We start from the raw sequence: 24,609 nt of genomic DNA, 5'->3' as shown, positions 1-24,609 counted from the left end.
TGCGCCTAACCCTGCAACCACTTGAGCAACAAAGTCATCGCGCCCACGGCAGCCGCGAAACTCGCGACGCCGCCCCCAAATGCGAGCAAACCACGCCGCTCGGCCCTTGCCCCGGAAGGATCCGGCAACATCGACACCGCACCGAGCACCGGCAGACCGGTCACCTCGCGCAGGCCTCGTGCATCAACAAAAGCCGGACGAAGCTTGGCCAGCAGGAAGGTCAGCGCACCGCCGGCTAATAACGCCACCAGCCCCGCAAGTGGCATCAGCAACAGCCTGTTGGGCGCCGCGGGCAGGGTCGGAAGGCTCGGCGGATCGATCACACGGAATTCCGTAATCCCGCCCTGGGCACTCATCTCGACCGACATGCTTGCCGACTCACGCCGCTGCACCAATGATTCGTAATTCCGCTTGTGAATCTCGTAATCACGGTTCAACTGGGTCTGTTCAACCTCAATCTTTGGCAGCAACTCAGCCTGCGAACGCAAATGTGCCAGACGCGAATTCAGCTCGGCCACCCGTGCGCGCAAGGAAGCAGCCCGCGCCTCTGCCTCGGAGAGCGCGATCTTCAATTGCTGGAACACCGGATTGGCGTTCGGCACACCGGGCTGGCTGCCGGCCGTCCCGCGCATCGACTCGATATCCTTCTTTTTCTGGGCTTCGAGCTCGGCAATCACCCGCCGCGTCCCGACAACGTCCGGATGCTCGTTCGTGTAGCGCAGCAGCAGGCCGTCGAGGGTCTTTTTCAGGGTGTCGATCCGCCCATCAATTTCGGGCAATGGAACGCTCGCGGGATTCGGCGAATCAGGAGTGAGCATCGGATTTTCGGCGGTCAGCTGATGCTCGATCGAATTACGCGAGTTCTCCGCCTCCTTCAGCTCCAGTTCCGCATCAGTCAGCCGGGTTGTCGCCTCCGCGATCTGCGAGACGTAATCGCGTCCACCATCGCCCAGCAGCGCCATGTTGCGTAGGCGGAAATCCTTGAGACGATTCTCGGCCTCGGCCAGCTTTTGCTCGTAATTGGTAATCTGCTCGTCAATGAACCGCCGCGCCGAGCTCGAATCCTGCTGCTTGCCTACCAGCCCGGACTCCACGAACAGCGACACGAGGGCCTGGACAGTACGCTGCGCCTGTTCCGGATGATCATCGCGATAAGCCAGCGTAAACAGGTTGTCGCGACCCGTGCTGCGAATCTGCAGACCATTTGTCAGTCCCGCGATCAAGGCCTCGCGCTGCTGGGGCGTTCTCGCACGGAGATCGAGATCGGCCATGGTTATCAGCTTCTCGACATTCGGGCGGGTAATCAATGTGCGGCTCAGGATCGCCACCTGCTGGTCGATGTTCGGCTGAACCGCCAGCCCGGACATCAGCGGGCGCAGCACCGACTGGGTATCGACAAAGATGCGCGCCGTCGATTCGTAGCGGTCCGGCATCGCATAAACGATAAACCCACCAATGACCCCGACCAGCCAGGTGAAGGCCAAACCCCACCATCGGAAGCGCCACATTCCCCGCAGATAACCGAAAATCTGGGTCAGAAGTTCTTCCATGAGTCTACCTGTGTGACATCGCGCTCAACGGCTCGGCCTACCGGCACCGAACCGCAACGCAGGTTTGAATCCGGGAATCAGAACCAGCTCTGCGGAATGATCAACACATCTCCCGGACGCATTTCCACGTTCGCAGACACATCGCCGCGCTTGATGAGATCCTTGAGGCGAACGCTGTATTGCTTGTTGCCCTCACCCGTACGCAGGATCGAGGCGGCATTGCCGTCGGCGAACTCGGTCACGCCACCAACCGCAATCATCACGTCGAGCAAGGTCATTTTCTGAACGTAGGGCAGCGTCTGGGGCTTCGCTGCCTCGCCCACCACACGCACCTGCTCGCTGTACGGGCCGATGAAGCTGGTGACGATTACCGTAACCACCGGCTCCCGGATGAACTTCCCGAGCGCCTTCTCGATGTCGCGCGCCAGCGTCGACGCATCCTTGCCCAGCGCCGGCAGATCCTCGACCAAAGGCGTCGTGATCTTGCCATCCGGACGCACCGGAACCGACATCGACAACTCGGGGTTCCGCCACACCACGATATTCACGCTGTCGCCCGGGCCGATCACGTAGTTGTACTCGGCGTCCGCAGCCGCAGGCGGTGCCGGCGGATAAGAAGATGTTGCGCAACCGGACAACACGCCCAGTGCGATCACCATTCCGAACAGGCGGCGAATGCCCGCCCAAGCCCTAGATCTGCTGTCCATCATGGCTGACTGCCTCCCTTTGTCGATCGGCACGAATGATGCCCGCTTATCGTTTTGCCCATGCTAAGCGACTTCATCATAAGCGGTGAAGGGAAAATTACACAACCGCTTACAGTGGGGCAGCGCTGTTCTCGTTAAAGTCATTCGGGAAAATCGCCATGCACGGACCAAGCCTAAGTGCGCCGGCATCCGACAGAATCTCACCTGGAGGTACCTCCGCATAATGAACAGCGTAGCCTGCCACGAAGAGTTCCGAGCGACAGAAATGTCACACAAGGCCGCACACAAGCATACAAAGGCCGGCCGCAATCACCCCGCCATCGATCCGGGGTTTGCCGTTACACGAAACGGATTTCATATCAGGGTCTCGCCCAGCGACGGCCCGGTACGCCGCAATGTAGACCAACTGATCCAGCGCATGTACGCGTCACGCGGTCTGAGCACTTCCCAACCGATTGCGCCCCCCTCACCCCCGCCTACACTCCAGACTACCCTTATCGCCTCCCAGGGTGACCGGGTGTTCGGGACGCTTACGGTAGGGGTGGATACCGGAGCCGGCCTTCTCGCCGACACCCTTTACCGCCCGCAGATCGATGTCGCCCGCGGGCAAGGGGCGCGCGTCTGCGAAGTGACGCGCCTTGCCATGGATCCGGAACTCAACTCCCAGGAAGCTTTGGGTGCAATCTTCCACCTCGGGTTCATCATTGCACGATTCATCCATGGCATGACAGACCTTTTCGCGGAAGTGCATCCGAGGCACGTCCCCTATTACCGACGCATGCTCGGTTATCGCGTGGCGGGGCCAAACCTGATCTGCCCACGCGTCGGAGCCCCGGCCGTGCTGATGCACCTGCCGCTATCCCACGCGGAACAAGAGACGCTGCGGCACGGCGGCAACAAGCACAGCCGGGACCGCAGTCTGTACCAACGATTTTTTTCGCCGGTCGAACAGGGCCAGATTCTGCGACAACTCAATCTGGAAGCAGCCTGACTGACGCGGGGGGCCATTGAAACGCTCCCCACGGCCGGCTGCAGTTGCTTTTTGGTCATCGTATGAGGCTGCAAGACCGGCAGCGCAAACACTTCCTTTTCCATCGCGACCGGGAGCACCCCGGAAAATCGTGACCTGAACCTGATCGAATCGGCACGTCCGTTACGCACTTGGGCGCTCAAACGAAACGGGCGCCGAAGCGCCCGTCAGGTTCAAACCGTCAGTAAACGATCAGAAGTTGTGACGCAGGCCGACACCGAAGGAGGTGTTGTCGAGCCCCGCCGCCGAACCACTGAGGAAGCTGTACGCACCGCCGCCATCATAGGCGCCGCCGAAGTCGGTCGACACTTTCTGCTTGTCGTTGTCCACCTTGGTCCACAGCGCATAGACCTTGGTGCGCTTCGACAGGTTGTAGTTGTATGCCAGAGTCAGCTGCTTGGCACCGGTATCGTTGGTGCTGCTCCAGTCGCGGGCGACACCATAGTTCAGGTGCACTTCGTTGGCGCCGAAAGGCACCATCACCGCCACGCGGTAGTGGTTGCGGGTGTGCGAACCGGTCAGGCCCGTCTGAGCCTCCAGGCCGCCGTTATCCGACTTGTTGCGCTCCCACAGACCACCGACAACGACCGACTTGAAGTCATACAGTGCGGACAGGATGAGCGCGTTGTCCTTGCTGTCGCCGCCGGCGAAGTTGTAGAACTTCTTCGTCTCGCCAAAGCCGAAGCCGACATGCAGCGGACCATTGTCGTACGTGCCGGTGAGGGAGTAATGATAGGGCTTGTCGTTGCGCGTGGCAGTCTCGGTTCCCTGCTCGTTAACCAGCGAGTAATGTGCCTCCACGACGAAGCCGCCGAAGCTCGGGCTCGCGTAGGTGATCGAATTGCGATTGCGGAAGTTTTCCGGATCATAAGCCGGGACCCACAGGAACATGTCCGACGAATTGCCGGTATCGTGGTTGTGCAGGCTGATGTAGTCGTGCGTTGCGTAGTACAGGGGGCTGGTGATGTTGCCCAGCTTGACGGTGCCCAGATTGCCCTTCAGACCCACCCAGGTGTCACGGCCGGCCAGCGTGCCGCCGCCGGCGTCGGAGTTGAAGCCACTCTCCATCTGGAAGATCGCGGCGAGGCCGCTACCCAGATCCTCGTTGCCGCGAAAACCGATACGCGAATTGTTATTGACGAGCTGGGTAACGCGCGAACTGCCCTGCACCTTGGTGCTTTCCAGCGAGGTGTTAAGGCGGCCGTAGATGGTTACGTTGCTCTGCGCCTGCACGGAACCGGCGACACCGATGGCGGCCAGCGCGACTGCCAGCGTCTTGACGTTCAACATTGAGTGACTCCCCACTTGTAATGGATTGATTATCTGGCGCCCTGCAGCCTTGTCCGACGCAGGGATCTGCAAAGATCCCGCGCACACTGCAGTAGCGCGCGACGATTATAGGTGCGCCGCCAGTACGCCAGGCAAGGACTAAAACGTCCTTGTCACCGAACTGTCGCACGCGCGCAACATCTATCAGGGGAAGCCCTTGGCCGTAGCTCCGGACCACCTCGACGGCAGTCAAAAAAAACGCCGGGCGGATCAGCCTCGACCCCACCGGGTGAACGAAAAAACGGGCGCCGAAGCGCCCGTTTTGATCAATCCCGGAAAACCGGAATTAGAACGAGTGACGCAGGCCGACGCCGAAGCCGTTCGGATCCTGACCGTCGCCAACCAGACCGTTCGAGCCCAGACCGCTCAGATAGAAGTCGGCAGCCGAATTACTCTCGTTGTTGATGCGGGTGTAGTACGCCTTGACCATCGTGCGCTTGCTCAGAGCATAGGTGTAACCCAGCGTCCATTGAGCGAACTCGGTGTTGTCGCAACCGTCGTTGTCGCACGCATCGCCCTTCAGCTCTTGCGAACGAGCGTACTGCAGGTACACAGCCTGGTTGCCGCCGAATTTCTGCTCAACACCGACCATCCACGCATTGCGCTTGACGTCGGTATCAAGACCCAGAGCAGACGACTCGAACTCATACTTGGCGCGGTCATACAGGGCCGAAATCGACGTGTTGCTCGGGAAGGTGTACTTCGCGGCGATACGCGCGTTCTTCAGCTCATCGCTGACGCCGGTCGCAATACCCGACAGACCGGAAGCCAGCGGATCCTTCATCAGCGCGTAGCCAGCCGAGACGTACAGCGGGCCGTTCTCGTAGGCAGCAGCCAGCTGGTAGGCGTTCGAGTTGACGCTTTCGCCAGCGTTCTGATCAGCCGACCGGCGATTCTCACCAGCCGAGTAGGCCAGCTGAGCGATGAAACCGCTGAAGCCCGGGGTCGTGTACATGACCGAGTTGTTGATGCGCTCGTCGAGGCCGGTCTTGATGCCACCGATCGTGCCGTAGGTGGCAGCGGTGAAGCCGATGCCGGTCGCGCCCGGGTTGAAGTCAACCTTGGCGCCCGCGGTGCGCATGATCGTGGTCAGCTTGCCGAGTTGCAGCGTACCGAAACCGCCTTTCAGACCGACGAAGGTGTCACGCGTAGCCAGCCCGCTGGTGTTGCTCGAACCGTCAGCCTGGAAGGCGCTTTCCATCTGGAAGATGGCGCTCAGGCCATTGCCCAGATCTTCGGTGCCACGGAAGCCGATCAGCGAGCTGTTCGAGGTCACGCGGGTGCGACGCTTGATTTCGGCTGCGTCACCACCGCTCGCCTTGACCGACTCCACGGTCGCATCAACGACACCGTACACGGTGACGTTGGTCTGGGCGAAAACCGGAGCCGAAACCAGACCAGCAACGGCCAGGGCGATCAGTTTCTTTTGCATATGTTTCTCCTCTAATTTGAAGCTGAAGCCGTGGTCACAACCCCGGCCCGACTTACCTCTCAAGCGAGAAGTTGTGACGATTGTGCAAAACCTGTCCGCTGCGGCGCAAGGACGGCGCGACAGGAACAGCGCAAATGGATAAAAGATGTTGCATGGGCGCAACAAGCATGAAAAGCGGCCGCTGCCTGAACGCCGTGGGCATTCCCGAGAATTCCGCCAAACCCCTTGTCCCGCGCGGGTCGCCGTGTACTCGGCCGGCGTTACGGGCTCACAGCCAAGGCGGAGCCTAGGGCGGCGACATACTCGCAGCTTCTACCGGGGAACTCTCGCACACCATTAGCACTCTCAAGCCGCGAGTGCTAAAATCACGCGCATGGAGGGGCCCCGAACATGAATCAAGCCTTGTCGTTTCCGGTACCGTCGGCTGTCGGCAGTATCGATCAGTATATTCAGTCGGTGAATCGCATTCCGCTGCTCACGGAAGTTGAGGAGGTGGAATTGGCGACGCGGCTGCGCGACGATGGCGATGTGGAAGCAGCACGCAGGCTGGTGATGTCGCATCTGCGGCTGGTGGTGGCGATTGCCCGGGGATACCTGGGGTATGGCCTGCCGCATGCGGATCTGATCCAGGAAGGCAATATCGGCCTGATGAAGGCAGTGAAGCGCTTTGACCCGACGCGAGGCGTGCGGCTGGTGTCGTTTGCGATCCACTGGATCAAGGCCGAGATTCACGAGTACGTGCTGAAGAACTGGCGGCTGGTGAAGGTTGCGACAACGAAGGCGCAACGCAAGCTGTTCTTCAATCTGCGCAGTCTGAAGCAGGACACCGGCACGTTGAGCCACGACGAGGTGCAGTCGGTGGCGCTGCAGCTGGGCGTAAAACCGGAAGAAGTGGTCGAGATGGAAACGCGTCTGACCGGGCGCGACATTCCGCTGGAAGGCGACAACGATGACGAGGACGAGCGTTTTGCGCCAATCGCCTACTTGCCCGACCCGCACGCGGAACCGTCGGAAGTGCTGGAGCGCACGCAGCTTGCACACCTGCAGGATGTGGGTCTGCACAACGCGCTCGCGAGTCTTGACGAGCGCAGCCGCTGTATCGTGCAGCGGCGCTGGCTGACCGAGGGTGACAGTGCGACGCTGCACGAGCTGGCCGCCGAGTATGGGGTGTCGGCAGAGCGCATCCGCCAGATCGAGGCGAAGGCCATGCAGAAGATGCGGGGGCTGCTGGCGGCTTGAAAGCGCTTCCGACCTGCTCACCCGAACGGCAGCGCTGAGCTGCCGTTTTTATTTTCCGGCCAGCAGGGCGCGAATGTCCGCGACGATATTTTCCGCGGATTCGGCGTGCTTGACGTACAGGCGCACGCGCCCCGCGGGATCGAACACGTAGGTGCCGGTGGAGTGGTCGACGGTGTAGTTGGGACCGGACGTGTCGCCGCTTTTCTGGAAGAAGACGCGGAAGTCCTTGGCGACGGCGGAGGTCTGGGCCGCGTCGCCGTGAAGGCCGAGGAAGCGCGAATCGAAAGCCGGAACGTACTGCGCAAGCAATGATTGCGTATCGCGCTCGGGATCGACGGTGACGAACAGCACTTGCACGCGCTCGGCGTCGGGACCGAGCTGGCGCAGGACATCGGCCATGGTCGCGAGATTCGACGGACACACGTCCGGGCACTGGGTGTAGCCGAAAAACAGGGTGACGACCTTGCCACGGAAGTCGGCCAGGGTGCGCGGCGTGCCGTGGTGATCGGTGAGCGTCAGGCTCTTGCCGTACTCGGCGCCGGTAATGTCGGTGCCGCGGAAGGTGGTGGCAGCGGGGTCGGTGCAGGCGGCGAGTGTGAGCGTGGCGGCGAGGATCAGGGTGCGGAGCATCTTTGCGGGGAGACTGCGGAGGTGAAACGGCGTAGGTCGGAGCGAAATGGAGTGGATCGGTCGGCCGGGAAATCAGAAACGGAGGTAATGATCCACCAGCAGCGCCGCGAAGAGCAAGAAGAGGTACAGGATGGAGAAGCGGAAGGTGCGCCGCGCGTAGGCGTCGCTGTAGTCGGTGTAGAGGCGCCAGGCATGGCGCAGGAAGGCGGCGCCGAGGGCGACGGCGGCGGCGAGATAGAGGGCTCCGCTCATGCGCGTAGCGAAGGGCAACAGCGTGACGCCGAACAGGATGCATGTATATAGCAGCACCGACAGGCGGGTGAATTCGGGGCCGTGGGTGACCGGCAGCATCGGCAGACCGGCGCGGGCATAGTCGGCGCTGCGGTAAAGCGCGAGCGACCAGAAGTGCGGGGGGGTCCACGCGAAGATGATGAGGAAAAGCAGCAGCGCGTCGGCGCTGACTTCCCCGGTGACCGCGGCCCAGCCGAGGACCGGCGGCATCGCACCGGAGGCTCCGCCGATGACGATGTTTTGCGGCGTGCGCGGCTTGAGGAAGATGGTGTAGACGACGGCATAGCCGACAAAGGTGGCGAGCGTGAGCCACATCGTGAGCGGGTTGACGAGCTGGTGCAGCAGCGTGAGGCCGAGCCCGCCGAGTGCACCGGCGAAGGCGAGGGTTTCAGCGGGGCCGAGTTCGCCGCGTGGCAGCGGACGGCCGCTGGTGCGCGTCATGCGGGCGTCGATGCGGGCTTCGATGAGGCAGTTCATCGCCGCGGCGGCGCCGGCGACGCAGGCGATGCCGAGTGTTGCGGCGAGCACCGTGGCGGGCGAAGGAAGGCCGTCGGGGACCGCGAGGAACATGCCGATGATGGCGCAGAACACGATGAGGGTGTTGACGCGCGGTTTGGTGAGCACGTAGAAGGCGTGCAGGCGCCGGCTGGCGCCGTGGCGGTCAGGCGTAAGAGTTTTCGCGGCCGGCATGCCCTGCCCTCCTCTGCGTCGTCTTGACGGAAACCTGATTCCCGCGCAGGCGATAGTTGATCCAGACCATCACTCCCACCAGTACGGCGGCACCGGCGTTGTGCGCGACGGCGAGCGGCAGCGGGAGACTGAAGGCGACGTTGGCCACACCTAGTGCGATTTGCAGCGCCAGAGCGGCGGCGAGCGCGAGGCCGCTGCGCCGGGTATGGTGGCGGCGCAGGAGGGCACCGGCGAGCGCGAGCAGCACCGCGCCTGCCAGCAGCGCGCCAAGGCGGTGCGACCAGTGGATTGCGGTGAGCGCGGCGAGCGGCAGATTTTCGCCATCGGCAGTCATGCCGAGCTCGCGGACGACGTGGAAGGCGTTGGCGTAGTCGGCGGCGGGCCACAGGCTGCCGTGGCAGGCGGGAAAATCGGTGCAGGCAAGTGCGGCGTAGTTGGTACTGGTCCAGCCACCGAGTGCAATCTGGGCGGCGAGCAGGATGAGGGCGGTACGCGCGACACTGATGAGTCCGCGCGAGGCGTCGAGTCGCGCGATGCCGTGCGCACGCAGCGCGAGCCATGCGAGGAGTGCAAGCGTGGTGAGGCCGCCGAGGAGGTGGGCCGTGACGATGGCCGGTTTGAGCAGCAGGGTGACGGTCCATTTGCCGAGCAGACCCTGGAAGATGACGAGTCCGACGAGCGCCGTTGCGACCCGCGGGGCGGCGCCGGGGTCGGCGCGTCGGCGCCAGGCCAGGACGGCGACGGCGATGATGATGAAACCAAGACCCGCGGCGAGGTAGCGGTGGATCATCTCTTTCCACGCTTTCGGCAGGCTCACGGGGCCTTGCGGGTCAGCGGCGTGGGTCTGGAGGATTTCGTCGGCGGCGTGAAGGGGGCTGAGCTGGCCGTAGCAGCCGGGCCAGTCGGGGCAGCCGAGGCCGGCATCGGACAGTCGCACGTAGGCGCCGAAGACCACGACGAGGGTGGTGAGCGCGAGGGCGAGCAGGATGAGGCGGCGGTAGGCGGTCATCGGGTGGCTCGTTCGCATGCTGCAACGACGGAATTCGCGGGAGACTGCCCGCCCGATACGGGGGAAGTCCCGCGCCTCGTTGGACGCGTGGCGGACGCCTCGGCGCGGGACTTCCCCCGTATCGGCCTGCCGTGTGCCGGACGCGCCATGTGGGTGATCGCCAAAGCTGTCATTTCCCTTATCCGCGCCCCAGCGCCGAGTATTTCAACAGGCGCTGCAGGTCCTTGATGACGCGGCGCGGGTCGGCTTTTTCGGGGAAGCGCATCATGACGTTGCCAAGCGGGTCGACCAGATAGACATGGCGGCCGGCGGCGGCATCGGGCAGTTGTTGGAGCCACACGGCGCTTGCGCGGGCAAGGCGCAGGCCGTTGTGGTGCGCGAGCAGGTCGGACGCAGGATCTACCGGATCGGCGACGAGCCACAGTCGGGCGACGCGTTCCATGTCCTGGCCCTGAGCGAGTCGCGACTGGCGCATGAGGTAGAGCGCCTGCTCGCAGACGAGGTCGCACGCGCCGGGGCCGGCGAACAGCAGGGTCCAGTGGCCGTAGAACTCGCGGCGATGAAACTCGGGCTGGCCCGCGACACCCGTCAAGGGCTGCGCCGGTAAGGCCGCGGGGGGGATGAGTTCGCCGTAGTTCACGCGGCCATCGGGTTGCCACAGGTAGTACGTGAGGTAGGAGGCGACCACGGGCAGCGCGCATATCAGCGCGAGGATGACGAGCGTGCGGCGGCCGCTGGGGGTGCGCCGAACGGCGTCGGGGTCGCTGGCGGAGCCCTTGCGGGTGACTGCTTCAGTGATGAGTGCGCTTGTCACGTTGAATGCTCCGGAAGGCGTTCCATACGTACCAGAGGGTCAGTGCCGTGGCGAGCAGGGCCAGGGCGTACCACTGTACGGCGTAGCCGCGATGGCGCTCGATGCCGGCGTCGGGCTGGGGCCAATCGCGGATCAGGCCGTCGACGGCGGCACTGGTCTGTTGCAGGTAGAAGTCCGCGACCGCAGCCTGCGACGCGGCGCGGTAGCGCTGCAAGTCGAGGTTCTGCCAGACGATGCCGGCGGGGGCGGCCGCTTCGGCGCCGAGCGTGAAGGGCTTGTCGGCGGGATGACGGACGCGGCCGGTGACGGTGACCGGGCCGTCCGGGGTGGTGATTTCCGGCAGGCGGGCGCGGTCGGGGCTGGCGGGAACCCAGCCGCGATTGACCAGCACGCGGACGCCCGGCTCGGTGAGTTGCAGCGGCGTGATGACGTGGTAGCCGGCACGCCCGCCATGGACCCGGTTGTCGAGCAGGATGCTGCCAGCGACGTGCCATTGGCCGCGCAATTCGACGGTCTGCCATTCGGCTGGAGATTCGGCCGGAGAGCCGGTGCCGAGGGCCTGCGGCTGGCTGCGCGCGGGGGCGAGGTATTCGGCTTGCAACGCGGTCTTTTCCGCGGCACGGCGCGTCTGCCAGTGGCCGAGCTGCAGCGCCAGCAACGCGAGCGTCACGCCCGCGATGAGGGGAACGGCGCGCAGACGCCGTCTCCGGGGTGGGTTCATCGCAGTGGCGGTGAGCGCACTCACAGCAGATACACCACGACGAAGAGCATCAGCCAGACGACGTCGACGAAGTGCCAGTACCATGCGGCGGCTTCGAAGCCGAAGTGGCTGTCCGGGCGGAAGTGGCCGGCGAGCGCGCGGAACAGCATGACCGTGAGCATTATGGCGCCGACGGTGACGTGCAGGCCGTGGAAGCCGGTGAGCAGGTAGAAGGTGGAGCCGTAGATGCCGGTATCGAGGCGCAGGTTGAGTTCGGCATAGGCGTGGCGGTATTCGTAGATCTGCAGGCTGAGGAAGAGGAGCCCGAGCAGGATGGTGATCAGCAGACCGAGCTTGAGCTGGCCGCGCTTTTCCTTGACCAGGCTGTGGTGCGCCCAGGTGAGCGTCGCGCCGGAAGTCAGCAGAATCAACGTATTGATCGCGGGAATGCCCCAGGCTTCCATCGGCGTGAAGGGATCGGGCTTGTCCGGCCCGGCGGTGGGCCAGCCACCGGCGAAGCCCTGCCACAGCAGTTCCGCCGTGTCGCCGGTGGCGAGCCACGGCACGCTAAGGACGCGGGCGTAGAACAGGGCGCCGAAGAAGGCGGCGAAGAACATCACCTCGGAGAAGATGAACCAGCCCATCGACCAGCGGAAGGAGCGGTCGACTTTCTTGCCGTACTTGCCGCCCTCGGATTCGCGCACGACCTGCCCGAACCAGCCGAACAGCATGTAGACGAGCACCGCGATGCCGAGGAAAAACAGCCACGGTCCGGCGGCAACACCGTTGAGCCACATCGCGGCACCGCCGCCGAACAGCAGCAGCGCGAGCGAGCCGAAGATCGGATAGGTGGAAGGTTCGGGTACGAAATACTTGTCGAAGGTGTGCGTCATGTTCGGCCTCCCCCTCTTTGTTTATGAGCTGACCACGAAGCGCACGACAGCGACGATGGTCAGCACGAATATCAGTCCGCCCAGCAGGCCGGCTACGACGACGGCACGCGGGTCGAGCGAGCGGGCGTCGCGGTCATAATCATGGCGCCGCCGTATGCCGATGAAGGACCACAGGACCGCGCGCAGGGTTGCGGCGAAACCGGCACGGGGCGGCGCTGCTCCTTGGTCGTGTGCAGGCAGTTGGGTTTCGTCATTGGGCCGGGGCGAACTCATGATGCTGCCCCGGCGCGTCGGCCGGCGGCGTCGTCCGCGATGCGACGGCCGGCGACTTCGAAGAAGGTGTAGGACAGCGTGATCGTCGTGACGTCGGCGGGCAGGGCGGGATCCACGACGAAGGCCACCGGCATGGTGCGCTTTTCACCGGCGGCAAGAGTCTGCTTGGAAAAACAGAAGCATTCCAGCTTGCGGAAGAATTGCCCCGCGAGTTGCGGACCGTAGCTCGGCACGGCCTGGCCGGTGACCGGTTCGTTACGGGTATTCGATACTTCGTAGACGACAGTGACGAGTTCACCGGGATGAACCTTGACGTGGGTCTGCAGCGGGCGGAAGCGCCACGGCAGGTCGTGGGTGTTGGCGTCGAACTGGACGGTGATGGTGCGCGTGATGTCCACCTGGGTGTTGGCGACGGTGTCGGGCTTGAGCAGGTTGTTGATGCCGGTGACTTCGCAGATCTTTTCGTAAAACGGCACGAGCAGGAAACCGAAGCCGAACATGACCACGGCCGCTATCCCCAGGCGCACCAGCAGGCGGCGGTTTTCGGCGGCGACCGGGGTTGGGTGGCTCACAGCGCGACCCCCTTGAACTTGACGACGGCCGCGACGAAGAACAACAGCGCGACGACCGCCAGCACCAAGCCGGTGCGACGGTTCGCGGCACGGCGGGAGGGGGCGTCGCCGTGGGTCATGGCCTGTTCAATGGCGGGATTGGCGTCCGGGGCTGCGATCCGCGCCGGACGGGGTGTCTGCTCCGCTGGCTGCGGAACGCGCCCTGCGGGCTCAGACAGTCCTCGCCTGCTGCGCAGACACCCCGTCCGGCGCTCGCATTGGCATGGTCTTCAAGCCTGTTCATTTGAACACCGGCGCTTCTTCGAAGGTATGGTGCGGAGCGGGCGACGGCACGGTCCACTCCAGCCCCTCCGCCCCCTCCCAGGATCTTGCCGCGGCCTTTTCGCCGCCACGCACGCACTTCACGACGGCCACCAGGAAGATCAGCTGCGACAAGCCGAAGCCGAAAGCACCGATCGAGGCCATCATGTTGAAGTCGGCGAACTGCAGCGCGTAGTCGGGAATGCGGCGCGGCATGCCGGCCAGCCCGAGGAAGTGCATCGGGAAGAAGGTGATGTTGAAGAACACGATCGAACACCAGAAGTGCAGCTTGCCGATGCGTTCGTCGGGCATGTGGCCGGTCCACTTGGGCAGCCAGTAATAGGCGCCGGCGAAGAGCGCGAAGAGGCTGCCGGCGACGAGCACGTAGTGGAAATGGGCAACGACGTAGTAGGTGTCCTGCACCTGGATGTCGATCGGCGCGATGGCGCAGATGAGGCCGGTGAAGCCGCCCATCGTGAACACGAAGATGAAGCCCACGGCCCACAACATCGGCGTTTCGAAGGTCAGCGAGCCGCGCCACATGGTCGCGATCCAGTTGAACACCTTCACGCCGGTCGGCACGGCAATGAGCATCGTCGCGTACATGAAGAAGAGTTGCCCGACCGCCGGCATGCCGGTGGTGAACATGTGGTGCGCCCACACGCTGAAGGACAGGATCGCGATCGACGAGGTGGCATAGACCATCGACGCGTAGCCGAACAGCGGCTTCCTCGCGAAGGTGGGAATGATCTGGCTGACGATGCCGAAGGCCGGGAGGATCATGATGTAGACCTCCGGGTGGCCGAAAAACCAGAAGATGTGCTGGTACATCACCGGGTCGCCGCCGCCCGCGGCGCTGAAGAAGCTGGTACCGAAGTGGCGGTCGGTCAGCACCATGGTGACCGCGCCGGCGAGCACCGGCATCACGGCGATCAGCAGGTAGGCGGTGATGAGCCACGTCCAGCAGAACAGCGGCATCTTCATCATCGTCATGCCGGGCGCACGCATGTTGAGGATGGTGACGACGATGTTGATCGCACCCATGATGGAACTGACGCCCATGATGTGAATGGCGAAGATCGCCATGTCCATGCCCATGCCCATCTGCACGGACAGCGGCGCGTAGAGCGTCCAGCCCGCGGCAGTGGCGCCGCCGGGAACGAAGAAGGAGCCGATCAGCAGCACCGCGGCAACGGGCAGCAGCCAGAAGCTCCAGTTGTTCATGCGCGCGAAGGCCATGTCGCTGGCGCCGATCATCAGCGGGATCTGCCAGTTCGCGAAGCCGACGAAGGCCGGCATGATCGCGCCGAACACCATCACGAGGCCGTGCATGGTCGTGAGCTGGTTGAAGAATTCCGGCTGCACGACCTGCAGGCCGGGCTGGAACAGCTCGGCCCGGATCGTCAGCGCCATCACGCCCCCGGAGAGGAACATGATGAAGCTGAAAATCAGGTACATCGTGCCGATGTCCTTGTGGTTGGTCGTCGTGATCCAGCGCATCAGGCCGGTGGGGCCGTGATGGGCGTCGTGCAGGTGATCGGGCATTACCGCCGCCATGCTGCCTCCTTGCCGAGTGAATCGCTAAACCGCTTCAGTTCCCCTTGGCCGCCGCGATTTGCGACGGCTGGATGGCTTCGCCGGTCTTGTTGCTCCAGGTGTTGCGGGTGTAGGTGATGACGGCCGCGATGTCTGCGTCGGACAACAGCGCACCGAAGGCGGCCATCGGCGTCCCGGGGCGGCCCTTAAGCACGACGTCGATCTGCGCCTTCGGGTCGCCGCGGACGATGGCGGCGCCGTCGAGCGGCGGGAAGGCGGGCGGCAGGCCCTTGCCGTCGGCCTGGTGGCAGGCGACGCAGTTCGCGGCGAAAACCTTCTCGCCGCGCTCGACCAGTTCCGCCAGCGCCCATTCGCGCGTGCTGTCGCCCGCCGCCGCGGCCATCGCCGCCTGCTGCTCCGCAACCCACTGGCTGTAGGCTTGCGGCGACACCACGTGGACTTCGATCGGCATGTAGCCGTGATCGCGTCCGCACAGTTCGGCGCAGTTGCCGCGGTAGATGCCTTCCTTGTCGGCGCGGAACCAGGCGTCGCGGATGAAGCCGGGAATCGCGTCCTGCTTGACGCCGAAGGCTGGCACCCACCAGGAGTGGATGACGTCGCTGGCGGTGGTGAGCACGCGAATCTTCTTGCCCACCGGCACTACCACCGGCTTATCGACTTCGATCAGATAGTGCTCGCCCTTGGCAGCCTGCCCGTCCATCTGCGTGCGCGGCGTGGACAGGTTCGACACCAGGCGGATGCCCTGCCCTTCGCCCTGCAAGTAGTCATAGCCCCATTTCCACTGATAGCCGGTGGCCTTGATGGTGATGTCGGGATCTCTGGTGTCCTTCATCTCGAGCACCGTCTTGGTGGCCGGCCAGGCCATGCCGAGCAGGATGAACACCGGGATGACCGTCCAGGCAATCTCGACCGAGGTGTTTTCGTGAAAGTTGGCGGCTACCGCGCCCTGCGATTTGCGGTGCTTGAACACCGCCCAGAACATCACGCCGAACACCGCGATGAAGATCACCAGACAGATCAGCAACATCAGCGTGTGCATGTCGTAGATCTGAGCGGCCACACCGGTGACCGGGGACTGCAGGTTGTAGCGGCTTTGGGCCAGAACGGCCGGGGAAGCGAACACCAAGGATGCGGCGACTGCATGACGACCGGCAAGACTCATGTCCCAACCCCCATCCAATGCGGCGGCTCCCGTGAGCCCTATTTAAGCGATTTCGAATTGATCATGCCATAGTGAAATCCGCATCCGCAAGACAGCTTTTTGCGTTTTATCAATATATTGCAGCGCAATATGTGCTAACTGCGGGCAAATTCACGGCATCGGGGTGAAGGTTGGGGTTTTCCCCGAGAGGCGCGTGCTGCGCCGCATTCGGCCCGCTGAACGATTCGCAGACGTCATTCCGTGGCGGAGAGGCGACGCCGCAGCGCGCGCATGACGACGCCGAGCCCGGGCAATTTTGCGTACAGCTCCTCGGCGGCATCCCAGTAATCGCGGTGCACGATGACCCGCGCGGAATTGTCGAACTGGATATGGCTCACGCCGCGGATCTCGATCCGTCGATCGCGGCGGCGAAAACGGAACACCCACCCGAGCATCGCCTGCCGGCCATCGGCGATGCGGGCAGTGACCTCGAAGCACGGATCGTCGAGGTGAGCGAACATGTGGCGGAAGATGCATTCGATCGCCGCGATGCCTTGCACCTCGTTGAACGGGTCCTTGAAGCAGGCGTCGGTGGCGTAGAAGTCGCCGAGGCGGGCGAGCGACTGCGGCGTGAGCGTTTCGTAGAAGTGCGCGAGGGCGGTGACGGCGTCGTGCATCAAAGCCCCGTAGCGCGGCGGATCGCCGGGAAATACAGGTGATAGGGCAGCAGCCGCAGGAATTTCATGAGGCAGGTGAAACGCCGCGGAAAATGGATTTCGAAGGCGCCGCGCGCCAGCCCCGCGACGATCGCGTCGGCGGCCTCGTCGGGCTGAATCAGCGCCGGCATGCGGAAATCGTTCTGCGCGGTCAGCGGGGTGGCGACGAAGCCGGGACTGACGAGGAACACCGAGATGCCGCGCGGCGCGAGATCGAGGTATAGCGATTCGGCAAGATTGATCAGCGCGGCCTTCGACGGGCCGTAGGCGGCAGCCCGCGGCAGGCCGCCATAGCCGGCGACGCTGCCAACGATGACGAGCGCGCCGCTGCCCTGCTCCAGCAGCTGCGGCACCACTGCGGCGACCCCGTCCATCACGCCGAGAAGATTGGTGTCGAGGGTGTGGCGCAGCAAGTCGGGCGTCAGCTCCCACGCGCGCATGGGGGCGTAGGTGCCGGCATTGAGCACCACCACGTCGACGCCGCCCCACAGCGCGAGGATCTCGTCGCGCACGCGCGGATAGTCCTGCGGCTGTGTGACATCCATCGGCACTACGTGCGCGCCGGGACACTGGGCGGCAAGCGCATCGAGCTTCTCGCGCCCGCGCGCCGACAGCGCGAGCCGCGCGCCCTGCTCCGCCAGGCGCCGTGCAAGCGCCGCGCCGATGCCGGTGGACGCCCCCACCAGCCAGACGCGACGACACTGCCAGTCGCGGACCGGCGTGTTGAGTGGTCTGCCGAAGGCCATCACGCGCCCCGCTTCGTGAAGGACAGGGTGACCTCCCCGAGCCGGAAGCCGAACTTGCGCATCACCGAGCGATTGAGCATCACCTTGTCGTCGATCAGAAACATCCAGTCGTCGAAGTCGACGTGATACACCTTGCCATCGACCGGCAACATCAGCACATAACGCCAGCGCAGTGCATTGCCGGAGGCCTCGCCGCGCGCCTCGCCGACCACGTCGTCGGCGCGCCCGCTGTAGCGTTGGGCGTCATGTCGCGTCAGGGTCCATACGCGACGCTGGGTGCTGCCGTCGGAATAGGTGAAACGCTCGTCGAGCGTGCCGACATCGCCCTGCCAGCGTGCGTCGATCACGACATGGAAGCGCTTCACGACCTCGCCGGAACGGTCCTGGAACATGCCGTGTGCGTCGAGCGTGCCGTTGAAGTAGCTGCGCAGGTCGAGTTGCGGTTTCTCTGCGGCATATTTCCGCACTTCGACGCCGGCGCAGCCCCCCAATCCCACGAATCCCACGAATCCCACGAATCCGGCCAGCAGCATTGCGAATTTGCTCATTTCAGACTTCCTTCAAAATCGAGTTCATACCGGCAGCGCCACAGCAAGGCCGCGGCGAAGAGTTTCAGCGCCACCGGCAAGAGCGCATACACGGCCGACAGCGCCACGAGGCCGTTCTTACCCGCCGCGCCGGGCACGTAGCCGAATGCGTCGAGCAGCGGCAGCGCCAGGCCGGCGGCGAGGGCCAGATTGGCCTTGGCGACGAAGTTCCACCAGCCGAACCATGCGCCGGCACGCGGCTCGCCGACTGCAGCATCGCGCGCCAGAAGATCGGCGAGCATCGCCGTCGGCAGCGCCAGATCCGCCCCCAGCGCGGCCCCCGACAGCACACAGATCACCGCGAACGCCGCCACATCGGAGGCGCCCAGCGTCCACGCCCAGACGAACACGCCCGTGGCGAGCAACATGCTGAAGAGCCACGCGCGCAGCTTGCCGAGCGCACGCGCGAGTCGCACCCACAGCGGCATGCTCGCCGCTCCGGCAGCGAAATACAGCACAAGGAACAGGCCGGAATAGGCACCCGCAAGCAGCACATCGGAAATGAAGAACAGCACGGTCGACGCGGGAATCGCTGCGGCGATCCCGTTGGCCGCGAACGCCCGCAGCAGCAGCACGAAGGGCCGGTGCGCCAGCGCCCCGCGCAGCGACGTCAGCATCGACGCGCCGCTGTCGCGCGGCGGCAAGCCGGCGGGCGCGCCGATCAGCGTCCAGCCGGCACCGAAAACGAGTACCAGCGGAAATGACCATGCGAGCAGCGCGAGGCCCACGCGTTCATCACCGCCAAGCAGCGACGGCAGGGCCGCCGCCATCACCACGCCACCCAGCGCGAAAGCTTCGCGGCTGGCGACGACGCGAGTGCGCGCATCCGGGGTGTCCGCCAGCTCGGCGCCCCAGGCGCTGTAATTGATGCTCGCCACCGAATAGCCGAGCGTGACGACGAATACCAGCGTGGCGAGCCAGCCGGCGCCGGCGCCGTTCGGCGGCGCCAGCAAGCCGAGCAAGCCGAAAGCCAGCAGCGGCAGCGATGCGACGATCCAGGCCCGCCGCGCGGCGAAGCGATCGCTCGCCCAGCCGATCAGCGGATCGATCAGCGCATCGAGCACGCGCGCGCCGAGCAGCACCGCCCCGACCAGCGCCAGTGGCAGGCCGAGTCCGTCGGCGTACAGTCTGGGCACATGCACGTAGATCGGCAGCGCGGCAAAGGCCAACGGCATGCCGAAGGCGCCATAGGCGAGCACCGTGGCACGCTCAACCTTCACGACCGTCTCCGAGCAGGCGAGTGCGCAGCGCCGGTTCGCGCGTGCGGGCGTCGAGCCAGATGGCGAAGAATGCGGCCGCAAATGCCACGTCGCGCACTTCCGTCGTCAGCCGGCCACGGTGGTAGAACGCGGCACCGGCGCCCGGCCGATGCACGCCGACAATCACGTCCCCCGCGCTCACTGCCGGAAACGCACGCTCCAGATCGACCTGCCAGCGTGCGAGTTGTGCAGCGTCGGCCACGCCGAGCCGGCGCATTTCGTCGATACTGGTCTCCACCAGTCGCGCCGACGGGATATCCCGCGCATAGCGGATTTCCAGCGCGAACGGGCGGTCGTCGCGCCAGCGGCCGTCGCCGCGCACCCATAGCGCCGCCTCATAGATGCGCAGGCCGAACCAGCGCATCTCGCCGCGGCCGAGTTGGCGCCAGTCCGCGGCTTCGCTCGCCAGCACGTCGGGCATGCCCGAGGCGAGAGCGGTCGGCAACGGGAGCATCACGGCCGTCAACAGCACCAGCGCACATCGCCAGAGGCGTGTCCCTAAATACCCCCGACAGCCGTTCATGGCTTCACCGATGCGCGAATTCGAAGTGATGCACATCGACATCCCCGGCCAGGAATCCCGCCTCGCAATAGGCGAGGTAGAAGCGCCACATGCGGATGAAACGGTCGGAGAATCCCTGTGCCCGCACGTCCGCCAGACGCTCGGTGAAATTCCGTTGCCAGTGCGCCAGCGTGCGCCCGTAGTCGGCGCCGAAGGCGAAGTCGCCGGTCTGCTGCAGGCCGGCCGCTTCGGCATGCGTACACAGCGCGGACGGCGACGGCAGCATGCCGCCGGGGAAGATGTAGCGCTGGATAAAGTCGGTGCCGCGGCGGTAGCGGCCGAACAGCGCATCGGCGATGGTGATCGCCTGGATCACGCAACGCCCGCCCGGTTTCAGCCGCGCTGCGAGCTGGCGGAAATACACCGGCCAGAAGCGCTCGCCCACCGCCTCGATCATCTCGATCGACACGATGTGGTCGTACTGGCCGCGCACGTCGCGGTAATCACACAGTTCGAAGCTGGCACGCCCGTCGAAACCGCCGCGCTGGGCCCGCGCGCGGGCAAACTCCAGTTGCGCTGGCGACAGCGTCAGCCCCAGCACCGTGCAGCCGAACTCCTGCACCGCGACCTCGGCAAAGCCGCCCCAGCCGCAGCCGACCTCGAGGATCGTCTGTCCCGGACGCGCGTCGAGCCGTTCGAGGATGCGCCGGTACTTGCGCCGCTGCGCGGCCTCCAGCGAATCGTCGGCGGACGCAAACAGCGCGGCCGAATAACTCATCGTCGGATCCAGCCACAGCGCGTAGAAGTCATTGCCGAGGTCGTAATGCGCCTCGATGTTGCGCCGCGAACCGCGCCGCGTATTGGCGCGCAACGCGTTCCACAACCGGTAACCCGCGAGTTGCAGGAAACGGCCATACACCGCCGCCCCGAGGCGTTCGCGGTTGTGCGCGAGCAGACCCAGCAGCGCGCTCAGGTCGTCGGTCTCCCACAAGCCGTCCATATACGCCTCGCCGAGCCCGATGTCGCCACGCCCCAGCACCGCATCGAAGGTCGCGAGATCGCGCACGCGCCAGTGCGCGACCAGCCGACCATGCCCCACCCGCAGCGTGTCGCCCGCCGGCAGTTCGACAGCCAGGGCGCCGCCCTGCAACTCACCCAGCAGCCCCATCACCAGCCGGGCGCCGCGGGGCATGCGCGACAGGGCGCGCGGGGCAAGCGGCTCGATGGCCTGTTCGATCATGTTCATCGTGTCGTTTCCTCAAGGGGCGGCAGGGGTTTGCGGAAGAAGCCCACTTTTTTCGTCCATAGCCGCAGGGCCTGCCAGTGAATGCGGGTGACGACGCCCAGCGTCATGAAGGGATAGCGCAGCAGCCAGCGCGCCATCGCCGGTCCGTCGAGCGTCCGCGCCACGCCACCGACCGATGTGCTCAACTGGCGCACGTCGCCATCCCAGTAGTCGATGATCGCCACATGCGTCGACGCCTGCCCGGCGAAGCGGAAACGGTATTCACCGCGTACCGGAAAGAATGGCGACACGTGAAACACCTTGCGCGCGACCAGTTCGTCGCCCGGCGCGATCGGTCGCAGATCGTCGTGATGCACGAGGTAGTTGTGGTGCTCGCCGAAGGTGTTATTCACCTCCGCCAGCACCACGCGCAGTGCGCCGTTGCGGTCGTGGCAGAACCAGAAACTGACCGGATTGAAGACGAAGCCGAACACGCGCGGCATGGTCTGCAACACGACCTCACCATCCGCGACATGCGCCAGCCCGTGCCGTGCAAGCAATTCGCGCAGCCACCGCAGCAAGGCCGAGCCGTCGCGCGGGCCGTGGTCGGCGGTGCGGAAGCTGAACACGTTGGCGCGATCGATCCCCAGCAGGGGCACCGACAGCTCGCCGAGGCGTGACAGGGGCAGCCGCAGGAAGGCCACCGGATAGGTAAAGCGGTTGTCGGCCGGCGCGTGGCGGCGATGGAACACCGCGCCGAAACACACGACTGCGGCCAGCGGCGATGGTTGCGTATTCATGCGCCGACCCGCTGCGACGAGCGTGCCGCGCCACCCCACGGAATGCTGCCACCGAGCCGCTCGACCACATCAAGCGCGGATTTCAGCCCATCCTCGTGAAAGCCGTAGCCGGTCCACGCGCCCACGAACCAGCAATGACGCACGCCCTGGATCTCGGGCAAGCACGCCTGTGCCGCGATTGCGGCGCGATCGAACACCGGATGCGCATAGTCGAAGCGCGCCAGAGTCTTCTCCGGCGCCGGCTCATGAAACGGGTTCAGCGACACGACCAACGGGGTCTCGAAGGGCAAAGGCTGCAACCGGTTGATCAGATAACTGACCGACACCGGCCGCTCGCCCCCCTCGTCCCCCACTGCCGGCGCGCCAGACAGATAATTCCACGCCGACCATACCGCCTTGCGCCGCGGCAGCAGCCGCTCATCGGTATGCAGCACCGCGCGGTTGGCCTGGTAGCGCACAGCGGAGAGGATCTCGCGCTCGGCGGCACTGGCCCCGTCACCGAGAATCGCCAGCGCCTGATCGCTGTGGCAGGCGAAAACGACCTCATCGAAGTGCTCCACGCGCTCGCCGGCATGGACCCATGCCCCCCCGCTGTCGCGGAACACATCGCGCACCGGCGTGTTCAGGCGCACGTCGTCGAGCTGCGCGAGAATGCGCCGCACATACTCGCGACCGCCACCGCGCACCGTCATCCACTGCGGCCGGTCGAAGACCTGCAGCAGGCCGTGGTTGTGGCAAAAGCGCGCAAAGGTCGCCAGCGGATAGTCGAGCATCGTGCGTGTCGGGCACGACCAGATCGCCGCCGCCATCGGCAACAGGTACCAGTCGCGGAACTCGCTGCTGTAGCCCCCTGCGGCGAGGAAATCGCCCAGGCTCGCGGCGGACTCGGCACCGTCCAGGACCAGTTGCGTCGTCTCGCGGTTAAAGCGCGCAATGTCCGACAACATGCGCCAGAAACCCGGCCGCAGCAGGTTACGCCGCTGTGCGAAGACCGACTGCAGATCCGATCCCGCCCATTCCAGCGCCGGCGCCTCGAGGCTCACCGCGAACGACATCTCCGATTCGACCGCGTCGACACCGAGCAGAGCGAACATCGCTACCAGATTCGGATAGGTGCGCCGGTTGAACACCAGGAATCCGGTATCCACCGGATGCGTCACCCCGTCGACCGTGACATCCACCGTATTGGTGTGCCCGCCCGCATAGGCGCCAGCTTCGAAAACCGTCACCTCGGCCTCGCGTGACATCAACCAGGCTGTCGCCAGCCCGGAGATCCCCGCCCCGATCACCGCGATGCGCCGCCCCTCGCCATCCGGCCCGCGCCCGATCTCCCGCATCTTCATGCCGCGCTCCTCAGCGTCCGACCGCTTGCGCATCACGCCACGCGCCAACATCCCCGCGGTGCGCAAAGAGCATCAGATCCAGCGCATCGATATCGCGTTTGTCCTGGACAGCGTGTGATTTCTGTTCAAGTGGCGCGGCATTCGCAGGCTGGCTCCATGCCACACGGCCGCCGCCCCACAACAGGCCCGCGAAGAGCACCAGCAGGCTCGCACCAAGCGCCCTGCGGGACATCAAAGGCTTCGTTTTCGTCATCGTATTTGTCCTGGACAATTCGCATCAACGACCCTAAGATAGGATCAATCAAAAACGAAGTCAAGTATTTGTCCACGACAAAATGAACAAAACAGAAACCCTCGACACCCACCTCGGTATCGCCGCGGTCGAACGCGACACGGGCCTGCCCAAGGACACCCTGCGCGTGTGGGAACGTCGCTACGGCTTTCCGCAGCCGTCGCGCGACGCCCACGGCGAGCGGCTCTACCCGCGCGAGCAGGTGGACAAGCTGCGCCTGATCCGGCGCCTGCTCGACCAAGGCAAACGACCATCGAAAATCGTCACCGCCTCCACCGACGAGCTCACCCGCATGCTCGGCGAGGAGCGCAACGACATCACCAACGCCGCACCGGGCGCAGCGCAGGAAGCCCTGCTGCCGCTACTGCGCGGCCACAACAGCCCCGAAGTCCGTGCCGTCCTGCAACAGATCCTGCTCAAGCAGGGCTTGCAGCGTTTTGTCGCCGACACCGTAGCGCCGCTCAACGTCGCGGTCGGCGACGCCTGGCTGCGCGGCGAGATCGACGTACCGGGCGAACACCTGTACACCGAGCAGATCCATAACCTGCTGCGCAGCGCCATCGGTGCGCGCACCGGCCCCCTCGGCCACCCGCGCATCCTGCTCACCACCTTTCCCAACGAACAGCATTCGCTCGGACTGCTGATGGTCGAAGCGATGCTCACGCCCGAAGGCGCGCATTGCGTCTCGCTCGGCACGCAGACGCCGCTGGCCGACATCTGCAATACCGCCGCGGCGGGCAGCTTCGACATCGTCGCCCTGTCCTTCAGCGCCGCCTTCCCCGCGCGCCAGGCCGTCGACAGCCTCAACGAACTGCGCCGACTCCTGCCGCCACGGATCGCCGTGTGGGCGGGCGGCGCGGCCATGCGCGGACAAGAGCGCAAGCTGCCGGACGTGCGCGTCCTCGCGTCGCTCGATCAGACTGTCGAAGCACTGGCCGAGTGGCGCCGGGCGCATGCCTGAACGCCGCGACGCCCCCCCGCC

The 24,609-nt window shown here is 65.0% G+C and carries 27 protein-coding genes; 3 read left to right on the top strand and 24 right to left on the bottom strand.

The window, feature by feature from the left end; translation table 11 throughout:
- Nucleotides 1-5 precede the first annotated feature (5 nt).
- The gene (locus tag GPA25_RS14545; protein WP_169261131.1) at nucleotides 6-1,550 is read right to left on the bottom strand and encodes an XrtA system polysaccharide chain length determinant; all 1,545 of its coding nucleotides are present in this window, start codon (nucleotides 1,548-1,550) and stop codon (nucleotides 6-8) included.
- 77 nt (nucleotides 1,551-1,627) lie between these two features.
- Nucleotides 1,628-2,209 (bottom strand): XrtA/PEP-CTERM system exopolysaccharide export protein, encoded by a 582-nt coding sequence (locus GPA25_RS14540; RefSeq protein WP_169261168.1) that lies wholly within the window; start codon nucleotides 2,207-2,209, stop codon nucleotides 1,628-1,630.
- A 271-nt stretch (nucleotides 2,210-2,480) separates the two neighbouring features.
- Here GPA25_RS14540 and GPA25_RS14535 point away from each other — a divergent pair, with 271 nt between their 5' ends.
- Nucleotides 2,481-3,248 (top strand): N-acyl amino acid synthase FeeM domain-containing protein, encoded by a 768-nt coding sequence (locus GPA25_RS14535; RefSeq protein ID WP_169261130.1) that lies wholly within the window; start codon nucleotides 2,481-2,483, stop codon nucleotides 3,246-3,248.
- Between the two features lie 231 nt (nucleotides 3,249-3,479).
- Here the strand turns inward: GPA25_RS14535 and GPA25_RS14530 are convergent, their stop codons facing one another.
- The gene (locus GPA25_RS14530; RefSeq protein WP_169261129.1) at nucleotides 3,480-4,577 is read right to left on the bottom strand and encodes a porin; all 1,098 of its coding nucleotides are present in this window, start codon (nucleotides 4,575-4,577) and stop codon (nucleotides 3,480-3,482) included.
- A gap of 325 nt (nucleotides 4,578-4,902) precedes the next feature.
- Nucleotides 4,903-6,048: a porin gene (locus GPA25_RS14525; RefSeq protein ID WP_169261128.1), complete on the bottom strand. Its 1,146-nt coding sequence runs from the start codon at nucleotides 6,046-6,048 to the stop codon at nucleotides 4,903-4,905.
- Between the two features lie 390 nt (nucleotides 6,049-6,438).
- Between GPA25_RS14525 and rpoH the strand changes: the two genes are divergently transcribed.
- A complete protein-coding gene (gene rpoH / locus GPA25_RS14520) occupies nucleotides 6,439-7,287 on the top strand; it encodes an RNA polymerase sigma factor RpoH (RefSeq protein WP_169261127.1) in 849 nt (282 codons plus the stop codon).
- A 48-nt stretch (nucleotides 7,288-7,335) separates the two neighbouring features.
- Here rpoH and GPA25_RS14515 read toward each other — a convergent pair whose 3' ends face one another.
- From GPA25_RS14515 to GPA25_RS14425, 20 genes are all read right to left on the bottom strand, one after another.
- A complete protein-coding gene (locus tag GPA25_RS14515) occupies nucleotides 7,336-7,917 on the bottom strand; it encodes an SCO family protein (RefSeq protein ID WP_169261126.1) in 582 nt (193 codons plus the stop codon).
- Between the two features lie 72 nt (nucleotides 7,918-7,989).
- On the bottom strand, nucleotides 7,990-8,898 hold the full coding sequence (gene cyoE / locus GPA25_RS14510) for a heme o synthase (RefSeq protein ID WP_169261125.1): 909 nt from the start codon (nucleotides 8,896-8,898) through the stop codon (nucleotides 7,990-7,992).
- Complete coding sequence (locus GPA25_RS14505; RefSeq protein ID WP_169261124.1) at nucleotides 8,870-9,907, bottom strand: COX15/CtaA family protein; 1,038 nt, start codon at nucleotides 9,905-9,907, stop codon at nucleotides 8,870-8,872. The genes cyoE and GPA25_RS14505 overlap by 29 nt, the downstream gene beginning before the upstream one ends.
- A gap of 178 nt (nucleotides 9,908-10,085) precedes the next feature.
- Nucleotides 10,086-10,721, bottom strand: coding sequence for an SCO family protein (locus GPA25_RS14500; RefSeq protein ID WP_343034938.1), 636 nt, complete (start codon nucleotides 10,719-10,721; stop codon nucleotides 10,086-10,088).
- Entirely contained in the window at nucleotides 10,699-11,466 is a 768-nt protein-coding gene (locus GPA25_RS14495) for an SURF1 family protein (protein WP_343034937.1), read from the bottom strand. The genes GPA25_RS14500 and GPA25_RS14495 overlap by 23 nt, the downstream gene beginning before the upstream one ends.
- On the bottom strand, nucleotides 11,463-12,314 hold the full coding sequence (locus GPA25_RS14490) for a cytochrome c oxidase subunit 3 (protein WP_169261123.1): 852 nt from the start codon (nucleotides 12,312-12,314) through the stop codon (nucleotides 11,463-11,465). Before GPA25_RS14490 ends, GPA25_RS14495 begins: the two co-directional genes overlap by 4 nt.
- Nucleotides 12,315-12,335: 21 nt before the next feature.
- Nucleotides 12,336-12,587: a DUF2970 domain-containing protein gene (locus GPA25_RS14485; protein WP_169261122.1), complete on the bottom strand. Its 252-nt coding sequence runs from the start codon at nucleotides 12,585-12,587 to the stop codon at nucleotides 12,336-12,338.
- Nucleotides 12,584-13,159, bottom strand: a complete 576-nt coding sequence (locus GPA25_RS14480) for a cytochrome c oxidase assembly protein (RefSeq protein ID WP_169261121.1) — start codon at nucleotides 13,157-13,159, stop codon at nucleotides 12,584-12,586. The genes GPA25_RS14485 and GPA25_RS14480 overlap by 4 nt, the downstream gene beginning before the upstream one ends.
- Nucleotides 13,156-13,278 carry a cytochrome oxidase small assembly protein gene (locus GPA25_RS23840; RefSeq protein WP_211163131.1) on the bottom strand — a complete coding sequence of 41 codons (123 nt, stop codon included), beginning with the start codon at nucleotides 13,276-13,278 and terminating at the stop codon, nucleotides 13,156-13,158. The genes GPA25_RS14480 and GPA25_RS23840 overlap by 4 nt, the downstream gene beginning before the upstream one ends.
- A gap of 160 nt (nucleotides 13,279-13,438) precedes the next feature.
- Nucleotides 13,439-15,016, bottom strand: a complete 1,578-nt coding sequence (gene ctaD, locus GPA25_RS14475) for a cytochrome c oxidase subunit I (RefSeq protein WP_169261120.1) — start codon at nucleotides 15,014-15,016, stop codon at nucleotides 13,439-13,441.
- A 34-nt stretch (nucleotides 15,017-15,050) separates the two neighbouring features.
- The gene (gene coxB, locus GPA25_RS14470) at nucleotides 15,051-16,178 is read right to left on the bottom strand and encodes a cytochrome c oxidase subunit II (RefSeq protein ID WP_169261119.1); all 1,128 of its coding nucleotides are present in this window, start codon (nucleotides 16,176-16,178) and stop codon (nucleotides 15,051-15,053) included.
- A 233-nt stretch (nucleotides 16,179-16,411) separates the two neighbouring features.
- Nucleotides 16,412-16,834 carry a nuclear transport factor 2 family protein gene (locus tag GPA25_RS14465; RefSeq protein ID WP_169261118.1) on the bottom strand — a complete coding sequence of 141 codons (423 nt, stop codon included), beginning with the start codon at nucleotides 16,832-16,834 and terminating at the stop codon, nucleotides 16,412-16,414.
- A complete protein-coding gene (locus GPA25_RS14460) occupies nucleotides 16,834-17,619 on the bottom strand; it encodes an SDR family NAD(P)-dependent oxidoreductase (RefSeq protein WP_169261117.1) in 786 nt (261 codons plus the stop codon). Before GPA25_RS14460 ends, GPA25_RS14465 begins: the two co-directional genes overlap by 1 nt.
- A complete protein-coding gene (locus GPA25_RS14455; RefSeq protein WP_246265700.1) occupies nucleotides 17,619-18,167 on the bottom strand; it encodes a DUF3833 domain-containing protein in 549 nt (182 codons plus the stop codon). The genes GPA25_RS14460 and GPA25_RS14455 overlap by 1 nt, the downstream gene beginning before the upstream one ends.
- Nucleotides 18,164-19,426, bottom strand: a complete 1,263-nt coding sequence (locus GPA25_RS14450) for an MFS transporter (RefSeq protein ID WP_343034935.1) — start codon at nucleotides 19,424-19,426, stop codon at nucleotides 18,164-18,166. The genes GPA25_RS14455 and GPA25_RS14450 overlap by 4 nt, the downstream gene beginning before the upstream one ends.
- Nucleotides 19,416-19,937: a chalcone isomerase family protein gene (locus GPA25_RS14445; protein WP_343034934.1), complete on the bottom strand. Its 522-nt coding sequence runs from the start codon at nucleotides 19,935-19,937 to the stop codon at nucleotides 19,416-19,418. Before GPA25_RS14445 ends, GPA25_RS14450 begins: the two co-directional genes overlap by 11 nt.
- Nucleotides 19,938-19,992: 55 nt before the next feature.
- Entirely contained in the window at nucleotides 19,993-21,213 is a 1,221-nt protein-coding gene (locus tag GPA25_RS14440) for an SAM-dependent methyltransferase (RefSeq protein ID WP_169261116.1), read from the bottom strand.
- Entirely contained in the window at nucleotides 21,210-21,992 is a 783-nt protein-coding gene (locus GPA25_RS14435) for a DUF1365 domain-containing protein (RefSeq protein WP_211163130.1), read from the bottom strand. Before GPA25_RS14435 ends, GPA25_RS14440 begins: the two co-directional genes overlap by 4 nt.
- Nucleotides 21,989-23,335, bottom strand: a complete 1,347-nt coding sequence (locus GPA25_RS14430; RefSeq protein ID WP_169261115.1) for an NAD(P)/FAD-dependent oxidoreductase — start codon at nucleotides 23,333-23,335, stop codon at nucleotides 21,989-21,991. The genes GPA25_RS14435 and GPA25_RS14430 overlap by 4 nt, the downstream gene beginning before the upstream one ends.
- Before the next feature lie 10 nt (nucleotides 23,336-23,345).
- Nucleotides 23,346-23,588 (bottom strand): hypothetical protein, encoded by a 243-nt coding sequence (locus GPA25_RS14425; RefSeq protein WP_169261114.1) that lies wholly within the window; start codon nucleotides 23,586-23,588, stop codon nucleotides 23,346-23,348.
- An 82-nt stretch (nucleotides 23,589-23,670) separates the two neighbouring features.
- On the opposite strand from GPA25_RS14425, the gene GPA25_RS14420 reads away from it, so the two are divergent.
- Entirely contained in the window at nucleotides 23,671-24,588 is a 918-nt protein-coding gene (locus GPA25_RS14420) for a MerR family transcriptional regulator (protein WP_169261113.1), read from the top strand.
- Nucleotides 24,589-24,609 lie beyond the last annotated feature (21 nt).

The sequence above is a fragment of the Aromatoleum diolicum genome, from assembly GCF_012910955.1.
GTDB lineage: Bacteria > Pseudomonadota > Gammaproteobacteria > Burkholderiales > Rhodocyclaceae > Aromatoleum > Aromatoleum diolicum.
Note: the sequence above shows the minus strand (reverse complement) of the source record. Positions and strands in the feature narration are given on the sequence as shown.